The organism is Salipiger marinus, assembly GCF_035481585.1.
Lineage (GTDB): Bacteria > Pseudomonadota > Alphaproteobacteria > Rhodobacterales > Rhodobacteraceae > Salipiger > Salipiger marinus.
In genome coordinates this window covers 29,265-49,284 of sequence record NZ_JAYKSL010000017.1, presented here as the reverse complement: position 1 = coordinate 49,284, position 20,020 = coordinate 29,265, and the positions used below count along the sequence as shown (strand labels likewise).

At 67.8% G+C, this 20,020-nt stretch carries 18 protein-coding genes; 11 read left to right on the top strand and 7 right to left on the bottom strand.

Features of this window, described 5'->3' with window-relative positions:
• Positions 1-39: 39 nt before the first annotated feature.
• The 10 genes from VK682_RS19560 (at position 40) to VK682_RS19515 (ending at position 13,106) form a co-directional block, all read left to right on the top strand.
• Positions 40-1,359, top strand: coding sequence for an ABC transporter substrate-binding protein (locus VK682_RS19560; RefSeq protein WP_089848081.1), 1,320 nt, complete (start codon positions 40-42; stop codon positions 1,357-1,359).
• Positions 1,360-1,530: 171 nt separating this feature from the next.
• Positions 1,531-2,403, top strand: a complete 873-nt coding sequence (locus tag VK682_RS19555; RefSeq protein WP_089848083.1) for a carbohydrate ABC transporter permease — start codon at positions 1,531-1,533, stop codon at positions 2,401-2,403.
• 71 nt (positions 2,404-2,474) lie between these two features.
• Positions 2,475-3,305, top strand: a complete 831-nt coding sequence (locus tag VK682_RS19550; protein ID WP_089848085.1) for a carbohydrate ABC transporter permease — start codon at positions 2,475-2,477, stop codon at positions 3,303-3,305.
• A 15-nt stretch (positions 3,306-3,320) separates the two neighbouring features.
• Positions 3,321-4,325: an ABC transporter ATP-binding protein gene (locus VK682_RS19545; RefSeq protein ID WP_230794439.1), complete on the top strand. Its 1,005-nt coding sequence runs from the start codon at positions 3,321-3,323 to the stop codon at positions 4,323-4,325.
• A gap of 62 nt (positions 4,326-4,387) precedes the next feature.
• Entirely contained in the window at positions 4,388-5,854 is a 1,467-nt protein-coding gene (locus tag VK682_RS19540; RefSeq protein WP_230794438.1) for a mannitol dehydrogenase family protein, read from the top strand.
• A 1-nt stretch (position 5,855) separates the two neighbouring features.
• On the top strand, positions 5,856-7,304 hold the full coding sequence (gene xylB, locus VK682_RS19535; RefSeq protein ID WP_230794437.1) for a xylulokinase: 1,449 nt from the start codon (positions 5,856-5,858) through the stop codon (positions 7,302-7,304).
• An 81-nt stretch (positions 7,305-7,385) separates the two neighbouring features.
• Positions 7,386-8,975 (top strand): gamma-glutamyltransferase family protein, encoded by a 1,590-nt coding sequence (locus VK682_RS19530; protein WP_230794436.1) that lies wholly within the window; start codon positions 7,386-7,388, stop codon positions 8,973-8,975.
• A 107-nt stretch (positions 8,976-9,082) separates the two neighbouring features.
• On the top strand, positions 9,083-10,678 hold the full coding sequence (locus VK682_RS19525) for a DUF1217 domain-containing protein (protein ID WP_324782432.1): 1,596 nt from the start codon (positions 9,083-9,085) through the stop codon (positions 10,676-10,678).
• A gap of 272 nt (positions 10,679-10,950) precedes the next feature.
• On the top strand, positions 10,951-12,117 hold the full coding sequence (locus tag VK682_RS19520) for a M20 aminoacylase family protein (protein ID WP_230794434.1): 1,167 nt from the start codon (positions 10,951-10,953) through the stop codon (positions 12,115-12,117).
• Complete coding sequence (locus tag VK682_RS19515) at positions 12,114-13,106, top strand: Ldh family oxidoreductase (RefSeq protein ID WP_230794433.1); 993 nt, start codon at positions 12,114-12,116, stop codon at positions 13,104-13,106. Before VK682_RS19520 ends, VK682_RS19515 begins: the two co-directional genes overlap by 4 nt.
• A gap of 8 nt (positions 13,107-13,114) precedes the next feature.
• Here VK682_RS19515 and VK682_RS19510 read toward each other — a convergent pair whose 3' ends face one another.
• Genes VK682_RS19510 through VK682_RS19495 form a run of 4 tightly spaced genes read right to left on the bottom strand, consistent with a single transcriptional unit; the run spans position 13,115 to position 16,447 of the window.
• Positions 13,115-13,939, bottom strand: a complete 825-nt coding sequence (locus VK682_RS19510; protein ID WP_089848102.1) for a metal ABC transporter permease — start codon at positions 13,937-13,939, stop codon at positions 13,115-13,117.
• Positions 13,936-14,796, bottom strand: a complete 861-nt coding sequence (locus tag VK682_RS19505) for a metal ABC transporter permease (protein ID WP_089848104.1) — start codon at positions 14,794-14,796, stop codon at positions 13,936-13,938. Before VK682_RS19505 ends, VK682_RS19510 begins: the two co-directional genes overlap by 4 nt.
• A complete protein-coding gene (locus VK682_RS19500; RefSeq protein ID WP_324782431.1) occupies positions 14,793-15,560 on the bottom strand; it encodes an ATP-binding cassette domain-containing protein in 768 nt (255 codons plus the stop codon). The genes VK682_RS19505 and VK682_RS19500 overlap by 4 nt, the downstream gene beginning before the upstream one ends.
• Complete coding sequence (locus VK682_RS19495) at positions 15,557-16,447, bottom strand: metal ABC transporter substrate-binding protein (protein ID WP_324782430.1); 891 nt, start codon at positions 16,445-16,447, stop codon at positions 15,557-15,559. The genes VK682_RS19500 and VK682_RS19495 overlap by 4 nt, the downstream gene beginning before the upstream one ends.
• Before the next feature lie 126 nt (positions 16,448-16,573).
• Between VK682_RS19495 and VK682_RS19490 the strand changes: the two genes are divergently transcribed.
• Positions 16,574-17,002, top strand: a complete 429-nt coding sequence (locus tag VK682_RS19490; RefSeq protein WP_089848110.1) for a Fur family transcriptional regulator — start codon at positions 16,574-16,576, stop codon at positions 17,000-17,002.
• Here the strand turns inward: VK682_RS19490 and VK682_RS19485 are convergent.
• From VK682_RS19485 to VK682_RS19475, 3 genes are read right to left on the bottom strand one after another with little or no spacing between them, the layout of a single operon-like run.
• The gene (locus tag VK682_RS19485; RefSeq protein WP_230794432.1) at positions 16,975-18,495 is read right to left on the bottom strand and encodes a PhnE/PtxC family ABC transporter permease; all 1,521 of its coding nucleotides are present in this window, start codon (positions 18,493-18,495) and stop codon (positions 16,975-16,977) included. The genes VK682_RS19490 and VK682_RS19485 overlap by 28 nt on opposite strands.
• Entirely contained in the window at positions 18,485-19,150 is a 666-nt protein-coding gene (locus VK682_RS19480; RefSeq protein ID WP_230794430.1) for an ATP-binding cassette domain-containing protein, read from the bottom strand. Before VK682_RS19480 ends, VK682_RS19485 begins: the two co-directional genes overlap by 11 nt.
• Complete coding sequence (locus VK682_RS19475; RefSeq protein WP_230794609.1) at positions 19,147-19,995, bottom strand: putative selenate ABC transporter substrate-binding protein; 849 nt, start codon at positions 19,993-19,995, stop codon at positions 19,147-19,149. Before VK682_RS19475 ends, VK682_RS19480 begins: the two co-directional genes overlap by 4 nt.
• Positions 19,996-20,020 lie beyond the last annotated feature (25 nt).

Sequence of the window (20,020 nt, the reverse complement as noted above, 5' to 3'; positions counted from 1 at the left end):
GCATATGCTCAAAGCTCAGTGATCAACGGGAGGATTACCATGACTCTATCATTCCGCGCCCTCATGGGCGCCTGCGCCATGGGCGCGCTCTGCACCGCTGCTGCGGCGCAATCGACCACCATCACCGTGGCCACCGTGAACAACGGCGACATGATCCGCATGCAGGGCCTGATGGATGCCTTCAACGAGGCCCATCCCGACATCACCGTCGAATGGGTGACGCTGGAAGAGAACGTGCTGCGCCAGCGCGTGACGCAGGACGTGGCCACCAAGGGCGGCCAGTTCGACGTGATGACCATCGGCACCTACGAGGTTCCGATCTGGGGCGAGCGCGGCTGGCTGGTGAGCCTTGACGATCTTCCCGAGAGCTATGACGTGGACGACATCCTGCCTGCCATCCGTGGCGGCCTGACCGTGGACGGCTCGCTTTACGCGGCGCCCTTCTACGGCGAAAGCTCGATGGTCATGTACCGCCGCGATCTGATGGAAGCCGCCGGCATGGAAATGCCCGACGCCCCCACCTGGGAGTTCATCAAGGAAGCCGCGGCGGCGATGACCGACAAGGGCAACGAAGTCTATGGCATCTGTCTGCGCGGCAAGGCCGGCTGGGGCGAGAACATGGCCTTCCTGTCCGCCATGGCCAACAGCTATGGCGCGCGCTGGTTCGACATGGACTGGAAACCGCAGTTCGACAGCGAGGAATGGAAAGCCACGCTGACCGATTACCTTGAGCTGATGAACGAATACGGCCCCCCGGGCGCGTCCTCGAACGGCTTCAACGAAAACCTTGCGCTGTTCCAGTCGGGCAAGTGCGGCATGTGGATCGACGCCACCGTGGCGGCCTCCTTCGTGACCAACCCCGACGAATCCACCGTGGCGGATCAGGTGGGCTTCGCGCTTGCTCCCGATAACGGTCTGGGCAAGCGCGGCAACTGGCTTTGGGCATGGAACCTCGGGATCCCCGCAGGCACCCAGAACGAGGAAGCGGCCAAGACTTTTGTGGAATGGGCAACCTCCAAGGAATACACCGCCCTCGTCGCCGAGAAGGAAGGCTGGGCCAACGTTCCCCCGGGCACCCGCCAGTCGCTGTATGACAACCAGGAGTATCTGGACGCGGCGCCCTTCGCGCAGATGACGCTGGAGTCGATCAACGCGGCTGATCCGCAGAACCCGACCGTGGACGACGTGCCCTATGTCGGCGTGCAGTTCGTGGCGATCCCCGAATTTCAGGGCATCGGCACCGCAGTGGGTCAGCAGTTCTCGGCAGCGCTTGCCGGTCAGGTCAGTGCCGAACAGGCGCTGAGCATGGCCCAGCAGCTGACCGAGCGCGAAATGACCCGCGCCGGCTACATCAAGTAAACACCGAAGGGTGCGGGCCCCCCGGGGATCGTGAGGGCCCGCAATTTCCTCCCCCTTCGGCGGAACCGGAGCCCGGACCGCCCGCGCGCCCCCTGCGCGGATCATAAAGCGGCCGGGCTCCGGATCCTTTCCCCCACCCAATTCTCAACGACAGACCCAGGGAGACGCGCCATGGCCACCAAAGCTTCCCGCGCCGCAGCCCGCGTCATGATCTCGCCCGCCGTGCTGCTGCTTCTGGGCTGGATGATCGTGCCGCTGGCACTGACGCTTTATTTCTCGTTCCTGCGCTACAACCTGCTGATGCCGGGAATGGAAGAGTTCACCGGCTGGGACAATTACAGCTATTTCCTCTCTGATCCGGCCTTTACCGCAGCGCTGACCAACACGCTGCTGCTGGTGGGGGGCGTGCTGCTGATCACCACCGTGGGCGGCGTGCTGCTGGGGCTGCTGCTGGATCAGCCGTTCTGGGGTCAGGGCATCGTGCGCATCCTCGTGATCGCGCCCTTCTTCGTCATGCCGACCGTGTCGGCGCTGGTGTGGAAGAACATGTTCATGAACCCGGTCAACGGGCTTTTTGCCCATGCCTTCAAGGCGCTGGGGCTTGCACCTTATGACTTCCTGAGCCAGGCGCCGCTGCTGTCGATCATCGGCATCGTCAGCTGGCAGTGGCTGCCCTTCGCCACGCTGATCCTGCTGACCGCGCTGCAGTCGCTGGATCAGGACCAGCTGGAAGCGGCAGAGATGGATGGCGCCAGCGCGCTGTCGCGCTTCTGGTACATCATGCTGCCGCATCTGGCCCGGTCGATCACCGTGGTGATCCTGATCCAGACCATCTTCCTGCTGTCGGTCTTTGCCGAAATCCTCGTGACCACCAATGGCGGACCCGGCACGGCCTCCACCAACCTGACCTACCTCATCTACATGCAGTCGCTGCTGCAGTTCGACGTGGGCATGGGCTCTGCGGGCGGGGTCGTGGCGATCATCCTTGCCAATATCGTGGCGATCTTCCTGATGCGGATGATCGGCAAGAATCTGGAGGCCTGAGCAATGTCCGGCCTGATCCTGCGGCGCTGCGGCGCCGCCCCCCTCCACCCCCAGACGCGGGAGATCTGACCATGGCCCGTGCCGTGACAAACCGGCGGAAGCTGATCGTGACCGTGGCCGCTTGGGCCGTGGGCATCGCCATCTTCTTTCCCATCCTCTGGACCGTGATCCTGTCCTTCAAATCCGAAGGCGACGCGATCAAGACCCCGCTCGAGGTGCTCAGCTCTGCCTGGACCTTCGAAAGCTATGCCACCGTGCAGGAGCGGTCGAACTACGTGCGGCATTTCTGGAATTCGGTGGTGATCTCGCTCGGCTCGACGCTGCTGGGTCTGATCATCGCCATTCCCGCCGCATGGGCCATGGCCTTCGTGCCCGGCAAGCAGACCAAGAACGTACTGATGTGGATGCTCAGCACCAAGATGCTGCCGCCCGTGGGCGTGCTGGTGCCGATCTACCTGATCTTCCGCGACGTGGGCCTTCTGGACACCAAGACCGGTCTGGTGATCGTGCTGACGCTCATCAACCTGCCGATCATCGTCTGGATGCTGTACACCTATTTCAAGGAAATCCCCGGCGAGATCCTTGAAGCCGCGCGCATGGACGGGGCCAGCCTGCGCAACGAACTGATCCATGTGCTGACGCCCATGGCGGTTCCGGGCATCGCCTCCACGGTGCTGCTGAACATCATCCTTGCGTGGAACGAGGCGTTCTGGACGCTGAACCTGACGGCCGCCAAGGCCGCGCCGCTCACCGCCTTCATCGCCTCCTATTCCTCGCCCGAGGGGCTGTTCTACGCCAAGCTCTCGGCCGCCTCGACCATGGCCATCGCGCCGATCCTCATCATGGGCTGGTTCAGCCAGAAACAACTCGTCCGCGGCCTGACCTTTGGCGCGGTGAAATAAGGGGGGACCATTCATATGGGACGCATCACGCTTGACAAGGTGACGAAAAGCTTCGGCGAAGTGAACGTCATCCCGCCGCTGGATCTCACCATCGAGGACGGCGAATTCGTGGTCTTCGTCGGCCCCTCGGGCTGCGGGAAATCCACGCTGCTGCGGCTGATCGCCGGGCTGGAGGACGTGTCCTCCGGCCAGATCCGCATCGACGGCAAGGACGCCACCGACATGCCGCCCGCCAAGCGCGGTCTGGCCATGGTGTTCCAGTCCTACGCGCTTTACCCGCATATGTCGGTGCGCAAGAACATCGCCTTTCCGATGAAGATGGCGGGGCTGCCGCAGGACGAACAGGACCGCCGCATCAATGCCGCCGCCGCCGCGCTGAACCTGACCGCCTATCTGGACCGCCGTCCGGGGCAGCTGTCGGGCGGCCAGCGCCAGCGCGTGGCCATCGGGCGCGCCATCGTGCGCGAACCGTCGGCCTTCCTGTTTGACGAACCGCTGTCGAACCTCGACGCGGCGCTGCGGGTCGGCATGCGGCTGGAGATCATGGAGCTGCACAAGCGTCTGGACACCACGATGATCTATGTGACCCACGATCAGGTGGAGGCCATGACCATGGCCGACAAGATCGTGGTGCTGCAGGCCGGATATATCGAACAGGTGGGCAGCCCGCTGGAGCTGTATCATTCGCCGCGCAACGAATTTGTCGCGGGCTTCATCGGCAGCCCCAAGATGAACCTGCTGCGCGGCGAGGTGGCGGCCCAGCATGGCGCGGCCACCATCGGCGTGCGGCCCGAACATCTGGCGGTCTCCACCTCCGAAGGCCAGTGGCCCGCGCGGGTCGGCGTTGCCGAACATCTGGGCTCGGACACGTTCCTGCATGTGCATGACCACGGGTTCAATGACGCGCCGATGACCGTGCGGGTGGATGGCGAGATGCCGGTGAAACATGGCGACCGCATCTTCCTGACCCCCGACCCGTCGAAGATTCACCGTTTCGACAAGCAGGGCCTGCGGATCTGACCGCAGCCCGCCCCGCCGCCCGGACCCGTGCGGCACCGAAGACCAGAGCTACGGAGGCTCCCATGAAACTTCAGGATGACCGGCTCGACGCGCTTGACCCCCGCATCGCCCGTCCCGCCTATGACCGCGCGGCCCTCAGCCATGGCATCGTCCATGTGGGGCTGGGCAATTTCCACCGCGCCCATCAGGCCGTCTATCTGGATGATCTGTTCGCGCTGGGGCTCGACCATGACTGGGCGATCTGCGGCGCGGGCGTGCGTGCCCCCGATGCCAAGATGCGCGACGCGCTGCGCGCGCAGGACTGCCTGTCCACGGTGATCGAGCTTGCCGCCGACGGCACCAGCCCGCGCATCATCGGTGCCATGGTGGATTTTGTCGAGGTCGCCCCCGACAACGCGCCGCTGACCGCCAAGATGGCCGAGCCTGCCACGCGCATCGTGTCGCTGACCGTGACCGAGGGCGGCTATTACGTCGACGCCACCACCGGCACCTTTGATCCGACCCATCCCGACATCGTGGCGGATGGCGCCTCCCCCGAGGCGCCTCGCACCGTGTTCGGCGCAATCGTGGCGGCGCTGCGGGCGCGCCGCGCGGCGGGTCTTGCCCCCTTCACGGTGATGAGCTGCGACAACATTCCCGGCAATGGCCATGTCACCCGCGACGCGGTGGCGGGCACGGCGCGGCTGCAGGATCCGGAATTTGCCGACTGGATCGTGGCCAATGTCGCCTTTCCGAACGGCATGGTGGACCGCATCACCCCCGCCACCGGCGATGGCGAACGCGCGCTGGCCGCCAGCTTCGGGCTGGAGGATCCGGTTCCCGTCACCTGCGAGCCGTTCCGGCAATGGGTGCTGGAGGACAATTTCCCGCAGGGCCGCCCCGCGCTGGAAAAGGTCGGCGTCACCTTCACCGACCGCGTGCATGATTACGAGCGGATGAAGATCCGCATCCTGAACGGCGGTCACGCCATCATCGCCTATGCTGGCGCCCTGCTGGGCTGCGAATTCGCCGATGATGCCATGGCGCATCCGCTGGTCAGCGCCTTCCTGCGCAAGGTCGAAACCACCGAAATCCTGCCGCATGTCCATGCCGTGCCGGATTTCACCCCGGCCGAGTATCTGACGCTGATCGAGGGCCGGTTCGCCAATCCGGCGGTCAAGGACACGATCCGCCGCCTGTGTCTGGACGGGTCGAACCGGCAGCCGAAATTCATCGTGCCCTCCATCGCCGACGGGCTCCGCGCGGGCGTGCCGGTGACGGGGCTCGCGCTCGAATCCGCGCTGTGGTGCCGCTATGCCTTCGGCACCTTCGAGGATGGCACCGCCATCGCCCCCAACGATCCCAACTGGGACGCGCTGACCGCCCTTGCGGCTGAGGCCAAGGACCAGCCCGAGCTGTGGCTGGGCCAGCGCGCCGTCTATGGCGAGATCGCGGGCAATGCCGAATTTGCCGGGCTCTTCGCGGACTGGCTGCGGCTGATCTGGGCCGAGGGGGCAGAAGCCGCCATCAAGATCTATCTGGACGCCTGAGATGAGCTTTCTGGGCATCGATCTTGGCACCTCGGGGCTGCGCGCGCTGCTGACCGACGCGGGCGGCGTGCCGCTGGCCAGTGCCGAACGGCATTACGAGGTGCAGCATCCCCGCTCCGGCTGGTCCGAACAGGATCCCGCCGACTGGATCGGGGCGCTGGAAGGCGCCGTGTCCGACCTGCGCGCCCATCCCGCATGGGCGGGTCTGCGCGGCATCGGCGTGGCCGGGCACATGCATGGCGCCACGCTGCTGGATGCGCAGGACCGCGTGCTGCGGCCCTGCATCCTGTGGAACGACACCCGCAGCTTTGCCGAAGCGGCGCGGCTTGACGCCGATCCGCAGCTGCGGGCGCTGTCGGGCAACATCGTCTTTCCGGGCTTCACCGCGCCAAAGCTGCTCTGGGTCGCGACGCACGAGCCGCAGATCTTTGCGCAGGTGGCGCGGGTGCTGCTGCCTGCCGCCTATCTGAACCTTTATCTGACCGGCGATCACGTCGCGGACATGTCCGACAGCGCGGGCACCTCGTGGCTCGACACCGGCGCGCGCGACTGGTCGGAGGCACTGCTGGAGGCGGGGCAGATGCGCCGCGACCAGATGCCCCGGCTGGTGGAAGGATCCGAGCGCGCAGGTGATCTGCGCCGCGATCTGCGCGCCGCATGGGGCCTCACGCAGCCCGTCGCCGTGGCGGGGGGTGCGGGCGACAATGCCGCCGCCGCCTGCGGCATCGGCGCGCTGCACGAAGGTCAGGGCTTCGTGTCGCTGGGCACCTCCGGCGTGCTGCTGGCGGCGCGCGACGGCTATCACCCCGCCCCCGAAACGGCGCTGCACAGCTTCTGCCATGCGGTGCCGGGGCGCTGGTATCAGATGGGCGTGATGCTCAGCTGCACCGACAGCCTCAACTGGCTGGCGCGGATCACCGGACAGCGCCCCGCCGATCTGACCGCCGGGCTGGCGGAGATGCCGCCGCCGCCGGGCAAGCCGCGCTTCCTGCCCTATCTTTCGGGCGAACGCACCCCGCATAACGATGCCGAAATCCGTGGCGCCTTCACCGGGCTGGGGACCGAGACCACGCGCGACGACATGACCCGCGCCGTGCTCGAAGGCGTGAGCTTCGGGCTGAAGGACAGCGCCGAGGCGCTGCGCGCCACCGGGGCCGATCTGCCGCATCTCTTCGCCATCGGCGGCGGCACAAGATCGCGGTCTTGGCTGCGGCTTCTGGCCACCGTGCTGGATCTGCCGCTGCATCTGCCGGCAGAGGGTGAATTCGGCGCGGCCCTTGGCGCGGCCCGGCTGGGGCGCATGGCTGCCACCGGCGAGGCGCCGGAGGTGGTGCTGACCCCGCCCGCCACGGCGGAGGTGGTGGATCCGGTCGCCGCACTGGTTCCGGCCTATGCCGAGGCTTATGCCCGCTTCCGCGCCGCCTATCCCCCCATCCGCGCGGTGCAGTAGCGCCCGCGTTGCATCCCCGCGCGGGATGCCGGATCATGCTGGCGCCGCCCGTCCTGGGGCGGCGCCAGCCGAAAGCGCCCGATGTTCGATCCCTCCCTGCCCTATCCCTCCACCCGTCAGCCGGTCAGCGGCGACTGCGCCATCGCCACCTCGCAGCCCTTGGCCGCACAGGCGGGCATGGCGATGCTGCAGGCCGGGGGCACCGCCGTGGATGCCGCCATTGCCGCCGCCATGGCGCTGGTGGTGGTGGAACCCACCGGCTGCGGGCTGGGATCGGACGCCTATGCCATCGTCTGGGACGGCGCGCGGCTTTCGGGGCTCAATGCCTCGGGGCGCGCCCCCGCCGCGTGGCGCCCCGAGCTTTTTTCCGGGCAAAGCCGGATGCCGGAACGCGGCTGGCCCTCGGTCACCGTGCCCGGGGCGGTGTCGGGCTGGATCGCGCTCTGGCGCCGCTTCGGCACGCTGCCGCTGGGCCAGATCGCCGCCCCCGCCCTCCGCTTCGCCGAGGAAGGGTTTGTGGTCAGCCCGGTGATCGCCCGGCTCTGGCATCTGGGCGGGCAGGCGCTGTCCGCGCAGCCGGGCTTTGCCGACTGTTTCCTGCCCGGCGGGCGCGCGCCCAAAGCCGGGGACCGCATCCGCCTGCCCGGTCACGCGGCCACCCTGCGCCGCATCGTGGAGACCGAAGGCGAAAGTTTCTACCGGGGCGCGCTGGCGCAGCGCATCGCCGATCATGCCGCAGCCCATGACGGCCATCTGACTGCCGAGGACATGGCCGCGCATCAGCCCGCATGGGTGGACACGCTGCACACCCGCTTCGGTGATCACCTGATCCACGAGCTTCCGCCCAACGGTCAGGGGCTTGGCGCGCTGATCGGCCTTGGCGTGCTCGACCGGCTCGACTGGCAGGCAGCGGCGGTCGATGACGCGCGCACCCATCATCTGGCGATCGAGGCCACGAAGCTGGGGCTGGTGGATGCCGCCGAACATGTGACCGACCCCGCCCGGATGCGCCACGCGCCCGAGGCCTTCCTGACCGATCGCTATCTGGACAGCCGCGCGGCGCTGGTCGATCCCGCTCGCGCGGGCGATCCCGGCCACGGCACCCCCGGCCCCGGCGGCACGGTCTATCTTAGCGTGGCCGACCGCGAGGGGCGCATGGTGTCCTTCATCCAGTCCAATTACATGGGCTTCGGGTCTGGCGTGGTGGTGCCGGGCACCGGGATTTCGCTGCAGAATCGCGGCGCAGGCTTCAGCCTGACCCCCGGCCATGTCAACATCGTGGCGCCGCGCAAGCAGCCGTTCCAGACCATCATCCCCGCCTTCGCCACCGATCTGACCGGCGCGCCGGTGATGAGCTTTGGCGTGATGGGCGGCCCGATGCAGGCGCAGGGGCATCTGCAGATGGCGCTGCGGGTGCTGGGCTTTGGCCAGAACCCGCAGGCCGCCGCCGATGCGCCGCGCTGGCGGGTCACGGCGGGGCGCGGGCTGGCGCTGGAAAGCGGCTTTGACGACCAGCTTGCCGCGGATCTGGCCGCGCTGGGGCACGAGATTGTCCGCGAAAGCCCCGATGCCGTCTTCGGCTTTGGCGGCGCGCAGCTGATCCGGCGCATGGCGGGCGGCTATGTCGCCGGATCCGATCCGCGCAAGGACGGGCAGGCGCTGGCCTTCTGAGCCTGACATCTGGCCTTGGACCCTGGTGGACCAAACGCGATGTTAAGATCTGTGCCCTAGGGTCTGGTCAACCCTGCCCGCGCTGCGGGCCGATGCAGGAGGTGCAGATGGTTTTCGCCCCGTCCGTTCTTGGCACCGGCCTTGCCGGATACAGTTTCCTGTCCCGCACGCGCGAAACCCAGCAGGCGCTGCTGGCCAAATCCCCCGTCATTGCGCGCGAAACCACGCAGTTTGTCGAAAAGCTGCAGGAGGTGCAGAGCAGCGCCGATCTGATGGCCGACCGCAGCCTGCTGAAGGTGGCGCTGGGGGCCTTCGGGCTGGAGGATGATCTGGACAACCGCGCCTTCATCTCGAAAATCCTCGACTCCGATCTCGGTGACAGCCGGTCGCTGGCCAACCGTCTGGCCGACAAGCGGTATCTGGCGCTGGCCCGCGCCTTCAACTTCGCAGGCAACGGCGCAGAGCTGCCGCAGGCCCGGTCGGGGGAGGATGTGCTGGACCAGCTTGCCAAGATCAGGCAGGCGGACGACCTGCTGTCCGATACCGCCCTGCTGCGCGCGACACTCACCAGTTTCGGGCTCGAAGCGGACATGCGCAACACCTACTTCCTGAAACAGGTGCTGGAATCCGATGTCAGCAACCCTGACTCCTTTGCCAACCGCCTGCCCGATCCGCGCTATGCGCAGCTGGCGCAGGCCTTCGATCTGGCCGGAAAAACCGCCAGCGAAGGCACGATCTATGGCTATGCCGAAGAGTTTTCCGGGCTTGCCGCCAAGGTCACCGATGTGGACACGCTTTTTGCAGAGGATGATCTGCTGCGCGACACGCTGGACATGTTCGGGCTGGGCAATGACATCTACCGCACCCAGTTCCTGCGCGACGTACTGACATCGAACCTGTCCGATCCGGACTCGGTCGCGCGCAGCCAGAGCGATCCGCGCTATGCCGCGCTTGCCGGGGTGTTCGATTTTGCGGCACGCGCAGCGGCGGAGGACGCAGGCGAGGCCTTCACCAGCACGCTGGAGAAATTCACCTCGGTCGTCGCGGCGCGCGCGGCGCCGATCGCCAAGCCTGCCGATCTGTTCAGCGACATCCCCCTGATGCTGGCGAGCTTCGACTTCTTCGATTTCCCGCAATCCGCCGACCGGGTGCCCTTTGCCAACCGGGTGCTGTCCTCTGACCTGTCAGACCCCACCTCGCTCGCCAATGTGCATCCCGACCCGAGGGTGAAGGTCTTTGCCCAGGCCTTCACCTTCCCCGAAACCGATCCGCGCCGCAGCTATCCGGCGGGTTTCGCCGAACAGATCGTCGAAAATTACCTCGACCGGCAGTTCGAAATTCAGGTGGGCGAGGCCGACCCCACCCTGCGCCTTGCCCTGTCGCTGGACCGGGAGCTGAGCACGGTGGTCGCCAATGGCAGGACCAACGATTCACGCTGGTTCTCGGTCATGGCCTCCACCCCGCTGCGCGAGGTGTTCGAGACGATGTTCGGCTTTCCCGACAGTTTCGGCGCGCTGGACATCGACCAGCAGCTGGTCAAGCTGAAACAGCGGGCAGAGCGGGTGTTCGGCACCGACCAGCTGGCGGATCTGGCCAGCAGCGACAAGCTGGAGGAGATGCGGCGCCTTTACCTGACGCGCAGCGCCGTGGCCGCGAGCCCGCTGAACAGCTCCGCCAGCATCGTGCTGTCGCTCTTGGGCTGACCGGTGACGGGTGCAGGCAGAACGCCGTCTGAAGCGGCGCTTCCGCAGAGAGGCTTGGGCGCGCTCTTTGGCATAGAGCAGATCCTTGCAACTGACGACGTGGGGCGGTCCCCGGGGCTGACGGCCTTCAGGCTGCCGACGCGTCAGGCAGGTTGGGCCAGCCTTTGCGCCCGCCCGGCTCAGCCCGGGCCAGTCTGCGCATGTCTTGCGTCCGGCCATGCGGGCTGAAAGGATGCGGTAGGCCCGCAAGGCCGCAGCGACAGGAGAGCCCCTTGACCCAGACCGACGACTTGACCCGCATCGCCGAGGCCGCCCGCGACTGGCGGCGCGATCTGCACCAGATGCCCGAGCTGCTTTATGCGCTGCCCAAGACCTCGGCCTATGTGGCGGAGAAGCTGCGCGGCTTCGGCGTGGACGAGCTGGTCACCGGGCTCGCCGACACCGGGATGGTGGCGCTGATCCGTGGCGCGGGCGGCGACGGTCCGGTGCTGGGCCTGCGCGCCGACATGGATGCGCTGCCGATGGATGAAAAGACCAACCTGCCCTATGGCTCGCGCCATCCCGGCATGATGCATGCCTGCGGCCATGACGGGCACACCGCCACGCTGCTGGCCACGGCGCAGTATCTGTGCGCGCATCGCGATTTTGCCGGCACTGTCGCGCTGATCTTCCAGCCCGCCGAAGAAGGGGGCGCGGGGGCGCGCAAGATGATCGAGGACGGGCTGTTTGACCGCTTCGGGATCGAGACGGTCTATGCCATGCACAACCAGCCCGGCCTGCCGGTGGGGGAATTCGCCACCCGGCCCGGGGCGCTGATGGCGGCGGGCGACCGGTTCGTGGTCACCGTCGAAGGGCGCGGCGGCCATGCCTCGGCCCCGTCGAAATCGCTGGATCCGGTGGTGGCGGCGGCGCATCTGATCGCCTCGCTGCAGACGCTGGTGTCGCGTTTCACCGATCCTTTCGATCAGGTGGTGCTGTCGCTGACCTATCTTCAGGCCGGGGCGCCCGGCGCGCTGAACGTCATTCCCGATACGGCGGTGTTCGGCGGCAGCCTGCGCACCATGACGGTCGAGACCCGGCGCGAGGCCGAGGCGCATATACGCCGCATCCTGCGCGCGGGCGCGGAACAGTTCGGCTGCACCGCGCATCTGGACTGGCGCCCCGGCTATCCGGTGACCGCCAACGATCCCGCCAAGACCGCGCTCGCGGTCGAGGTGGCGCGGCAGGCGGCCGTGGTCGATGACAGCTGCGCGGCGGTAATGGGATCGGAGGATTTTTCCTACATGCTGGAGGCGAAACCCGGCGCGATCCTGTGGTTCGGCAATGGCGACTCGGCCGAGTTGCACAATCCGGGCTATGATTTCAACGATGACGCGATCCTGCCCGCCATGCGCTTCTGGGTGGATCTGGTGGCGCGCGAACTGGCGCCCGCCGCATGATCCGCCTGCCCTTCGTCGATCTGGTGGCCCTTCTGGCCCGGCTGTTTCGCGCGCAGGGTCTGCGCGCGGAGGTGGCGCAGGTTCTGGCGGAAAACTGCGCGGCCTGTCAGCGCGACGGCGCGCTGAGCCATGGGGTGTTCCGCATCCCGGCCTATGTCTCGACCCTGCGCAGCGGCTGGGGCGCACCCAATGCCGTGCCGGTGATCGAGGATAGCGGCGCCGCGCAGATCCGCGTCGATGCGCGCGGCGGCTTTGCGCAGGTGGCGCTGCAGGCCGCGCGCCCGCTGCTGCTGGACCGGGTGCGGGCGCAGGGGGTGGCGGTGCTGGCGCTGCGCAATTCGCAGCATTTCAGCGCGCTCTGGCCCGATGTCGAACCTTTTGCCGAAGCGGGGCTTGTGGCGCTGTCGGTGGTCAATTCCATGGCGGTGGTGGTGCCGCCGGGCGGGACCACGCCGGTTTTTGGCACCAATCCCATGGCCTTTGCCTGTCCGCGCGCCGGCGAGGCGCCCTATGTCTGGGATCAGGCCGGATCGGCGCTGGCGCATGGCGACGTGCAGATCGCCGCGCGGCAGGGGCATGCCCTGCCCGAAGGCTGCGGCGTCGATGCTTCGGGCCAGCCCACCACCGACCCGAACGCCATTCTGGAGGGAGGCGCGCTTTTACCCTTTGGCGGGCACAAGGGGGCGTCGCTGGCCATGACCATCGAGATTCTGGCGGCAGCCTTTACCGGCGGCGCGTTTTCGTCAGAGGTGGACTGGTCGGCCCATCCCGGCGCCAAGATCCCCTGCACCGGGCAGATGCTGCTGCTGCTCGATCCAGACCGCGGCGCGGGCTTTGCGCAGCGGGTGCGGCAGCTGTCGGATGCGGTGCGCGCGGCGGGGCAGGACCGGCTGCCCGGCGACCGCCGCCGCCGCCTGCGCGCCGAGGCCGAGGCGCAGGGCGTGGCGCTGACCGAGGATGATCTGGCGATGCTGCAGAGCTATCTCTGACCGACGGGTTAGGACAGAACGGGTCGGCGCAGCAGGTGCCGGCCCAGAGCCAGCAGGAAAAACCCCGTCAGGATCAGCACGATGGTCGGCGCGGGCGCGCTGTCGAGAAAGAGGCTCAGCCAGACCCCCGTGACCCCTGCGATCATGGCAAGCGCCACCGACACCGCCAGCATCGCCGGAAAACGCCGTGTCAGCAGGAAGGCGCTGGCCCCCGGCGCGATCAGCAGCGCGACGGACAGGATGATCCCCACCGCCGACAGCATCGCCACCACCGTGGCCGACAGCGCCACCAGCAGCCCGTAATGCAGCAGCCGCACCCGCAGCCCCGCCATCCGCGCCTGCACTGGGTCAAAGGCCAGCAGCAGCAGGTCGCGCCAGAGCAGCAGCAGCGCCAGCCCCACCCCGCCCGCGATCAGCCCGGTGGTCCACAGATCGGCGGCGCTGACCCCCAGCAGGTTGCCGAACAGGATGTGATCCAGATGCAGGTCCGAGGAGATCTGCGTGTAAAGCACGATGCCCAGCCCGAACATGCCGGAAAACACCACGCCCATCACCGTGTCCTGCTTGACCCGCGACAGATCGCGGATGACGCCCGTGGCGAGCGCACAGAAGAGCCCCGCCAGAAACGCGCCGATCAGCAGCGGAATCCCCGCCATATAGGCCAGCACCACCCCCGGCAGCACTGCATGGGACACCGCATCGCCCATCAGCGACCAGCCCTTCAGCACCAGAAAACACGACAGCAGCCCGGCGGCGGGGGCCATCAGCAGCGTGATCAGCAGCGCATTCTGCAGGAAGGGCAGCTGGAACGGCAGCAGCAGCGTGTCGATCATGCCGCATCCTCCGAGGCGGCGACCCGGGCGCGACGGCGCGCGGCCAGCACGCCATGTTTGGGCGCAAAGGCAAGGGCCAGCAGGAACAGGGCGGTCTGCAGGCAGACGATGACACCCCCCGTCGCGCCATCAAGGAAATAGCTCAGATAGGCGCCCAAGGCGCAGGTGCTGGCGCCGATCCCCACCGCCAGCGCCAGCAGGCGCGGAAAGCGGTCGCAGAGCAGATAGGCGGTGGCCCCCGGCGTCACCACCAGTGCGATGACCAGAAACGCCCCCACCGTCTGCAGCGCCGCGACGGTGCAGGCGGCAAGCAGCGTGAAGAACAGCGCGCGCAGCGCCGTGGGGTTTAGCCCCAGCGTGCGGGCATGGGCCTCGTCAAAGAACACCGCCAGCAGGTCGCGCCATTTCGCCAGCAGGATCAGCAGCGAGATCCCCCCGATCAGCGCCAGCTGCAGCGTGTCGGCGGGGGTGATGGCAAGGATATTGCCCATGGTGATGGTCTGCACTGACACCGAAACCGGGTTGAGCGAGACCATGAACAGCCCCAGCCCGAAGAACGAGGTGAAGACCAGCCCGATCAGCGTGTCTTCCTTGAGCCCGGTGCGCGCGCGCAAGAGCAGCAGCGCCAGCGCCGCGAGCCCCCCCGACAGGAACGCGCCAAGCGCAAAGGGCAGGCCCAGCATATAGGCTCCCGCGACGCCGGGCACGATGGCATGGCTCAGCGCGTCGCCGATCAGCGACCAGCCCTTCAGCATCAGGAAGGCCGACAGGAAGGCGCAGACCGCCCCCACCAGCGCCGACACCCAGATGGCATTGGTCATGTAGCCGTAGCTGAAAGGCTCCAGCAGCAGGCTCATGCCCGCGCCCCCGCCACGCGCAGCGGCATAGCCTCCGCCAGCGGGGCCATGCCGCCGAACGTGTCGCGCAGCGCGGCCTCGGTCAGCACCTCCGCCGTGGGGCCATGCGCCAGCACCGTGCCGCGCACCAGCACCACGCGGTCGCAGAACTCCGGCACGGCGGCGATGTTATGGGTGGCCACCAGCATCACCCGGCCTTCGCTGCGCAGCTCGCGCAGCAGATCCATGATCTGCGCCTCGGTGGTCATGTCGACTCCGGCGAAAGGTTCGTCGAGCAGGATCACCCGCGCCTGCTGCGCCAGCGCGCGGGCGACAAAGACGCGCTTTTTCTGCCCGCCCGACAGCTCGCCGATCTGGCGGTGGCGGAACTCGGCCATGCCCACCCGCTCCAGCGCCTGCGCCACGGCGCGGCGGTCGGCGTCACGGGCGCGGCGCAGGAAGCCCATATGGCCATAGCGGCCCATCATCACCACATCTTCGACCAGCACCGGAAAGGTCCAGTCGACCTCTTCGGCCTGCGGCACATAGGCCACGGCCTGCGCCCGGATCGCCTGCGCCACCGGCTGGCCCAGCAGCGCCACCTCTCCGGCGGCGCGCGGCACAAAGCCCATCAGCGCCTTGAACAGCGTCGATTTCCCGGCGCCGTTCATGCCCAGAAGCCCGGCGATGGTGCCGGTGGGCAGGCTGAAGCTGGCGTCGCGCAGCGCAGTCATGCCGGTGCGGTAGCGCACGGTCAGCCCTTCGACCCGGATGCCTTCGGTCATTGGCTGAGCCCCTGCAGGATGGTTTCCGACGTGACGCGCAGCAGATCAAGATAGCTGGGCACCGGGCCGCCGGGTTCCGACAGGCTGTCGACATACAGCACCCCGCCATAAGCCGCCCCTGTTTCGCGGGCGATCTGCCGGGCCGGACGGTCGGAGACGGTGGATTCGGAAAACACCACCGGGATCTGATGGGTCCGCACCGCATCCACCACCGCGCGCACCTGCTGCGGCGTGCCCTGCTCATCCGCGTTGATCGGCCACAGGAACAGCTCGCGCAGGCCATAATCCCGCGCCAGATAGGAAAACGCCCCTTCGGAGGTGACCAGCCAGCGGCGGTCTTCGGGTAGCGCGCGGATGGCGTCGCGCAGCGGGCCGATGGTGTCGCGGATGCGGGTCTTGTAGGCCTCGGCATTGGCCCGGTAGGCCGCCGCATTGGCGGGATCGGCGGTTTCCAGCGCGGCGCGGATATTGTCCACATAGACCAGCGCCGGCTCCAGCCCCATCCACGCATGCGGGTTGGGCTTGCCGTCATAGCTGCCGCCCGCGATCGGCATCAGGGCGATGCCGTCGCTGACCGTGGCGGCGGGCACGTCGCGCAGGTTGCCGAAGAACTGTTCGAACCAAAGCTCCAGATTCAGCCCGTTCCACAGCACCAGATCCGCATCCTGCGCGCGCAGGATGTCGCGCGGCGTCGGGGAATAGCCGTGGATCTCGGCGCCGGGCCGGGTGACGGACACCACCTCGGCCACATCGCCCGCGACGTTCTGCGCCATGTCGGCGATGATGGTGAAGGTTGTGACGACCTTGAGACGACCTTGGGCCAGCGCGGGGCGGGCCATCAGGCCAAAGGCCGCGGACAAGGCAAGGGTCTGGCGTCGGGTGAGCATGCGGATCTCCTGTGGGTTGTCGCATCTATCTGCGAATGGATTGCATCTGTCAAGTCAGTTGCAATCCATTTGCAACTAAGCGCGGAGGATCTTGTCAGCGCGCTCCGCAGCGGGCAAAACCGATGGATGACACGACTGGCCCGCTCTGACCGACTGACACAGGCCCTGCGCGATGCAGGCATCCGCATGACGCGGCAGCGCGCCGTGCTGGTGGCGAAGCTTGCCGAGGCCGAAGACCATCCCGACGCGGTGGAACTGCACCGCCGCGCCGAAGAGGAAATGCCGGGGATTTCGCTGTCGACCGTCTATCGCACGCTCAGCGCGCTGGAGGGTCAGGGGGTGATCCACCGCCACCAGTTCGAAGGCGCCTCCGCCCGGTTCGAACATGCCGATGCGGGCCATCATGACCACATGATCGACGTGGATACGGGCGAGGTGATCGAATTCTGTTCTGACCGGATCGAACGGCTGCAGGCGGAACTGGCGGCGGAACTGGGCTATGACATCGTCCACCACCGGATGGAGCTTTACGTGCGGCGCAAGCCCACATCCTGAGCCAGCGCCTGCGCGGTGCCGCGCCCGGTGGCGCGCGCCCGGCCATCGGTCCGCGCCCGCAGATGCCGCGAGGCCGCATCCACCGCCACGGTCAGCGCCCCCGCCCCCAGCAGCAGCAGCACCGCCCGGTCGAGCCGCAGTTCCGACATGGCGCCGTCGATGTAAAAGCCCAGCGTCGCCACCCCCAGAAGGCCCATCACGGCGGTTTCGCGCAGGATGATCTCCCACCGGTAGAGACACAGCGCGACAAAGGCGCCAAAAAGCCGCGGCAGCAGTTCCCAGAGCCACAGCATCGTGCCGCGCGGCGCATCGGCGCGCAGGCGGGGCACCAGCGCCTCGCCCTCGCGGCCCAGAAGATGGCCGATGATGGCGCCGTTGTGCAGACCCAGCGCAAGGATCGCGGGCAGCATCGAAGGTCCGAAGATCTGCAGGAAAAGATAGGCCAGCATGTAATCGGGCAGGCTGCGCAGGATCACCAGCCCCAGATGCCCCAGCGCCTGCCCCACGCGCCCCGTCACCCGCCGCACGATCAGCCCGAAACTGGCCAGCGCCACCAGCCCGGTCAGCACCAGCGCGATCTGCGCCACCAGCAGCGTCGCCCACAGGCCCGGCAGCACCTGCTGCACCAGCAGCGGCCCCAGCCAGTCGGCAAAGGCGCCCGCATCCCAGCCGTCGCGCAGCGGCGCGGGGATCACGTCATGGCTCAGGAACCGCCACAGCGCGCCCTGCCCCATGGGTGGCGTCGGGATCAGCGCCAGCCAGACCACCGCCGCCGCGATCCAGACCGGCACCAGCCGCCGCCGCATCCACAGCCGGAGGGAGGCGATCAGCGCCACATAGCAGATCAGGATGGCACTGGCCGCGCCGTAATCGCCCATGCGGAAAAAGCTGTCGAGCTGGAAGCCCAGCGTCGGCAGCCCGACAAATCCCAGCACCGCGCTGGAGCGCAGCCCGCATTCCAGCCGGTAAAGCGTGTAGCTTTGCATCGCCCCCGCCGCCAGCGGCAGCTGCGCGAAGACAAAGCGCGACAGCACGCCGGTGCGGGGCGGCAGGATCTGCGCGGGGCGGGGATCGACCTCTTCGATCTGTTCGGCAAAGACCTTGGCGAAGATGCCCGCATAGGGCAGCGCGATGGCCAGCACCCCGGTCAGCGGCCCCAGCCCCAGCACCTGCAGCAGCAGCAGCGCCCAGAACAGTTCGTGCACCGAGCGCAGCGCGATGGCGAGCCCGCGCACCCCGCGCAGATGCAGGAACGGCGCCATGACAAAGCCCGCCGCACCGCCAAGCGCCACACCCGCGATGGCAAAAAACACGGTTGAGGCCAGCGCCCGCCCGATCTGGTCCACCGCGCCGAAATCGGGGCGCAGGAACCCCGCCCCCATCCGCGCCAGCGCCTCCCAAGGGTCATGCCCCGCCAGCGTCAGATCGGCCAAGGGCAGCGCCAGCAGCCCCGCCAGCGCAAACAGCGCCACGATGCGCAGTCTAGTCGGCATAAAGCGCCGCCATCTGCGCATCCTCCACCGCCCCGGGGGCGGCGTCGAAAAGGATGCGCCCGTCGCGCAGACCCAGCAGCCTTGTGCCGAAGCGGCGGGCAAGGCCCACGTCATGCAGCGCCACCACGGCGGTGGCAAACCGCGCGGCGATCAGATCCATCAGCAGCGGCCCTTGGGTTTCGTCCACCGCCGAGACCGGCTCGTCGCCCAGCATCACCGTGCCGCCCCGGTAAAGCCCGCGCGCCAGTGCCACGCGCTGTTTCTGCCCGCCCGACAGGGCGGCGACGGGCCGGTCGGCCAGTCCCTCCAGCGCCAGATCGGCCAGCAGGGCTGCCACCTCGGCGCGCTGGCGGGCACGCGGCGCTGCAAAGCTGCGCAGGTTGTAAAGCGCGCCGTGATCGTCAAGCCGTCCCATCAGCACGTTGCGCAGCACCGAAAGCTGCGGCACCAGCGCGTGATCCTGCGGCACCAGCGCCACGCGCTGCCCCGCCCCGGTCATCCGGTCGTGCAGATGCGCCAGCAGCGTGGTCTTGCCCACACCGCTGCGCCCCAGCAGCACCAGCCTTTCGCCGGGATCAAGCGTCAGGGACAGATCCGACAGGACCGCCCCCGCGCCATAACCCAGCGTGGCCCCGGAAAGCCGCGCCAGCGTCATTCGAGCAGGTCAAGCTCCCGCGCCACATCCTCGATCGGCTGGAAATCCTCGCTTGCGGCGGGAATGAACCCGTCGCGCGGGAAGCTGGCCAGCAGGTCGGGATCGTCCATGGCAAGGATCGCCGCCTGCACCCGGTCGGCAAAGCCCTCGCCAAAGCGCGCATCGACATCGCCACGGATGGTCCAGTTGTAATCGGGATAGGGCGGGGTCTGCCAGATCACCTGCGCGGTCTCGACCTCGGGGGCGCCATCGGCAAGCGCCTTGTCATAGACGGCATAGTTGAGCGCGCCCACCTGCCACGCGCCGCTCGCCACCAGCCGCAGCGTCTGGCTGTGATCGCCGGAATAGCCCACGCGCGAGAAAAATTCCTCGGGCGCGCTGCCGGTTTCCTGCCGGATATGGAACTCCGGCATCAGCCGCCCCGAGGTCGAGGTGCGCGCGCCGAAGGTGAAGGTCATGCCCTCCATCTTCTGCGGGAACTCGTCCGAAGGCTCCAGCCCGGTGTCGGTATTGGCGATGAAATAGGTGATGAAGGTCGGATCCTCGACCCCCTGCGCGATGGCCTTTGCCCCCGGCACCGCCAGCCGCGCCTGCACGCCGGTCAGGCCGCCGAACCACGCCAGCTGCACCTGATCGTTGCGAAAGGCGGTGACGGCGGCGGGGTAGCTTTTCACCGGCACAAATTCCACATCGACGCCCAAGGCGCCCTCAAGATACTCGGCCACGGCGGAAAAGCGCGTGACGAGTGCAGTCTCGTCCTCGTCGGGAATGGCCGAAAAATAAAGCGTCTGCGCCCCGGCAGCGGTGCCGGAGAGCAGGGCGATCAGCGTGGCGGTCTGGAACATGCGGAGCATCGGGTGATCCTTTGGT

What these genes read in the sequence shown, in the direction of transcription:
- VK682_RS19560 (WP_089848081.1), top strand. Translation starts at nt 40, where the DNA reads ATGACTCTATCATTCCGCGCCCTCATGGGCGCCTGCGCCATGGGCGCG.
- VK682_RS19555 (WP_089848083.1), top strand. Translation starts at nt 1,531, where the DNA reads ATGGCCACCAAAGCTTCCCGCGCCGCAGCCCGCGTCATGATCTCGCCC.
- VK682_RS19550 (WP_089848085.1), top strand. Translation starts at nt 2,475, where the DNA reads ATGGCCCGTGCCGTGACAAACCGGCGGAAGCTGATCGTGACCGTGGCC.
- VK682_RS19545 (WP_230794439.1), top strand. Translation starts at nt 3,321, where the DNA reads ATGGGACGCATCACGCTTGACAAGGTGACGAAAAGCTTCGGCGAAGTG.
- VK682_RS19540 (WP_230794438.1), top strand. Translation starts at nt 4,388, where the DNA reads ATGAAACTTCAGGATGACCGGCTCGACGCGCTTGACCCCCGCATCGCC.
- xylB (WP_230794437.1), top strand. Translation starts at nt 5,856, where the DNA reads ATGAGCTTTCTGGGCATCGATCTTGGCACCTCGGGGCTGCGCGCGCTG.
- VK682_RS19530 (WP_230794436.1), top strand. Translation starts at nt 7,386, where the DNA reads ATGTTCGATCCCTCCCTGCCCTATCCCTCCACCCGTCAGCCGGTCAGC.
- VK682_RS19525 (WP_324782432.1), top strand. Translation starts at nt 9,083, where the DNA reads ATGGTTTTCGCCCCGTCCGTTCTTGGCACCGGCCTTGCCGGATACAGT.
- VK682_RS19515 (WP_230794433.1), top strand. Translation starts at nt 12,114, where the DNA reads ATGATCCGCCTGCCCTTCGTCGATCTGGTGGCCCTTCTGGCCCGGCTG.
- VK682_RS19510 (WP_089848102.1), bottom strand. Translation starts at nt 13,939, where the DNA reads ATGATCGACACGCTGCTGCTGCCGTTCCAGCTGCCCTTCCTGCAGAAT.
- VK682_RS19505 (WP_089848104.1), bottom strand. Translation starts at nt 14,796, where the DNA reads ATGAGCCTGCTGCTGGAGCCTTTCAGCTACGGCTACATGACCAATGCC.
- VK682_RS19500 (WP_324782431.1), bottom strand. Translation starts at nt 15,560, where the DNA reads ATGACCGAAGGCATCCGGGTCGAAGGGCTGACCGTGCGCTACCGCACC.
- VK682_RS19495 (WP_324782430.1), bottom strand. Translation starts at nt 16,447, where the DNA reads ATGCTCACCCGACGCCAGACCCTTGCCTTGTCCGCGGCCTTTGGCCTG.
- VK682_RS19490 (WP_089848110.1), top strand. Translation starts at nt 16,574, where the DNA reads ATGACACGACTGGCCCGCTCTGACCGACTGACACAGGCCCTGCGCGAT.
- VK682_RS19485 (WP_230794432.1), bottom strand. Translation starts at nt 18,495, where the DNA reads ATGCCGACTAGACTGCGCATCGTGGCGCTGTTTGCGCTGGCGGGGCTG.
- VK682_RS19480 (WP_230794430.1), bottom strand. Translation starts at nt 19,150, where the DNA reads ATGACGCTGGCGCGGCTTTCCGGGGCCACGCTGGGTTATGGCGCGGGG.
- VK682_RS19475 (WP_230794609.1), bottom strand. Translation starts at nt 19,995, where the DNA reads ATGTTCCAGACCGCCACGCTGATCGCCCTGCTCTCCGGCACCGCTGCC.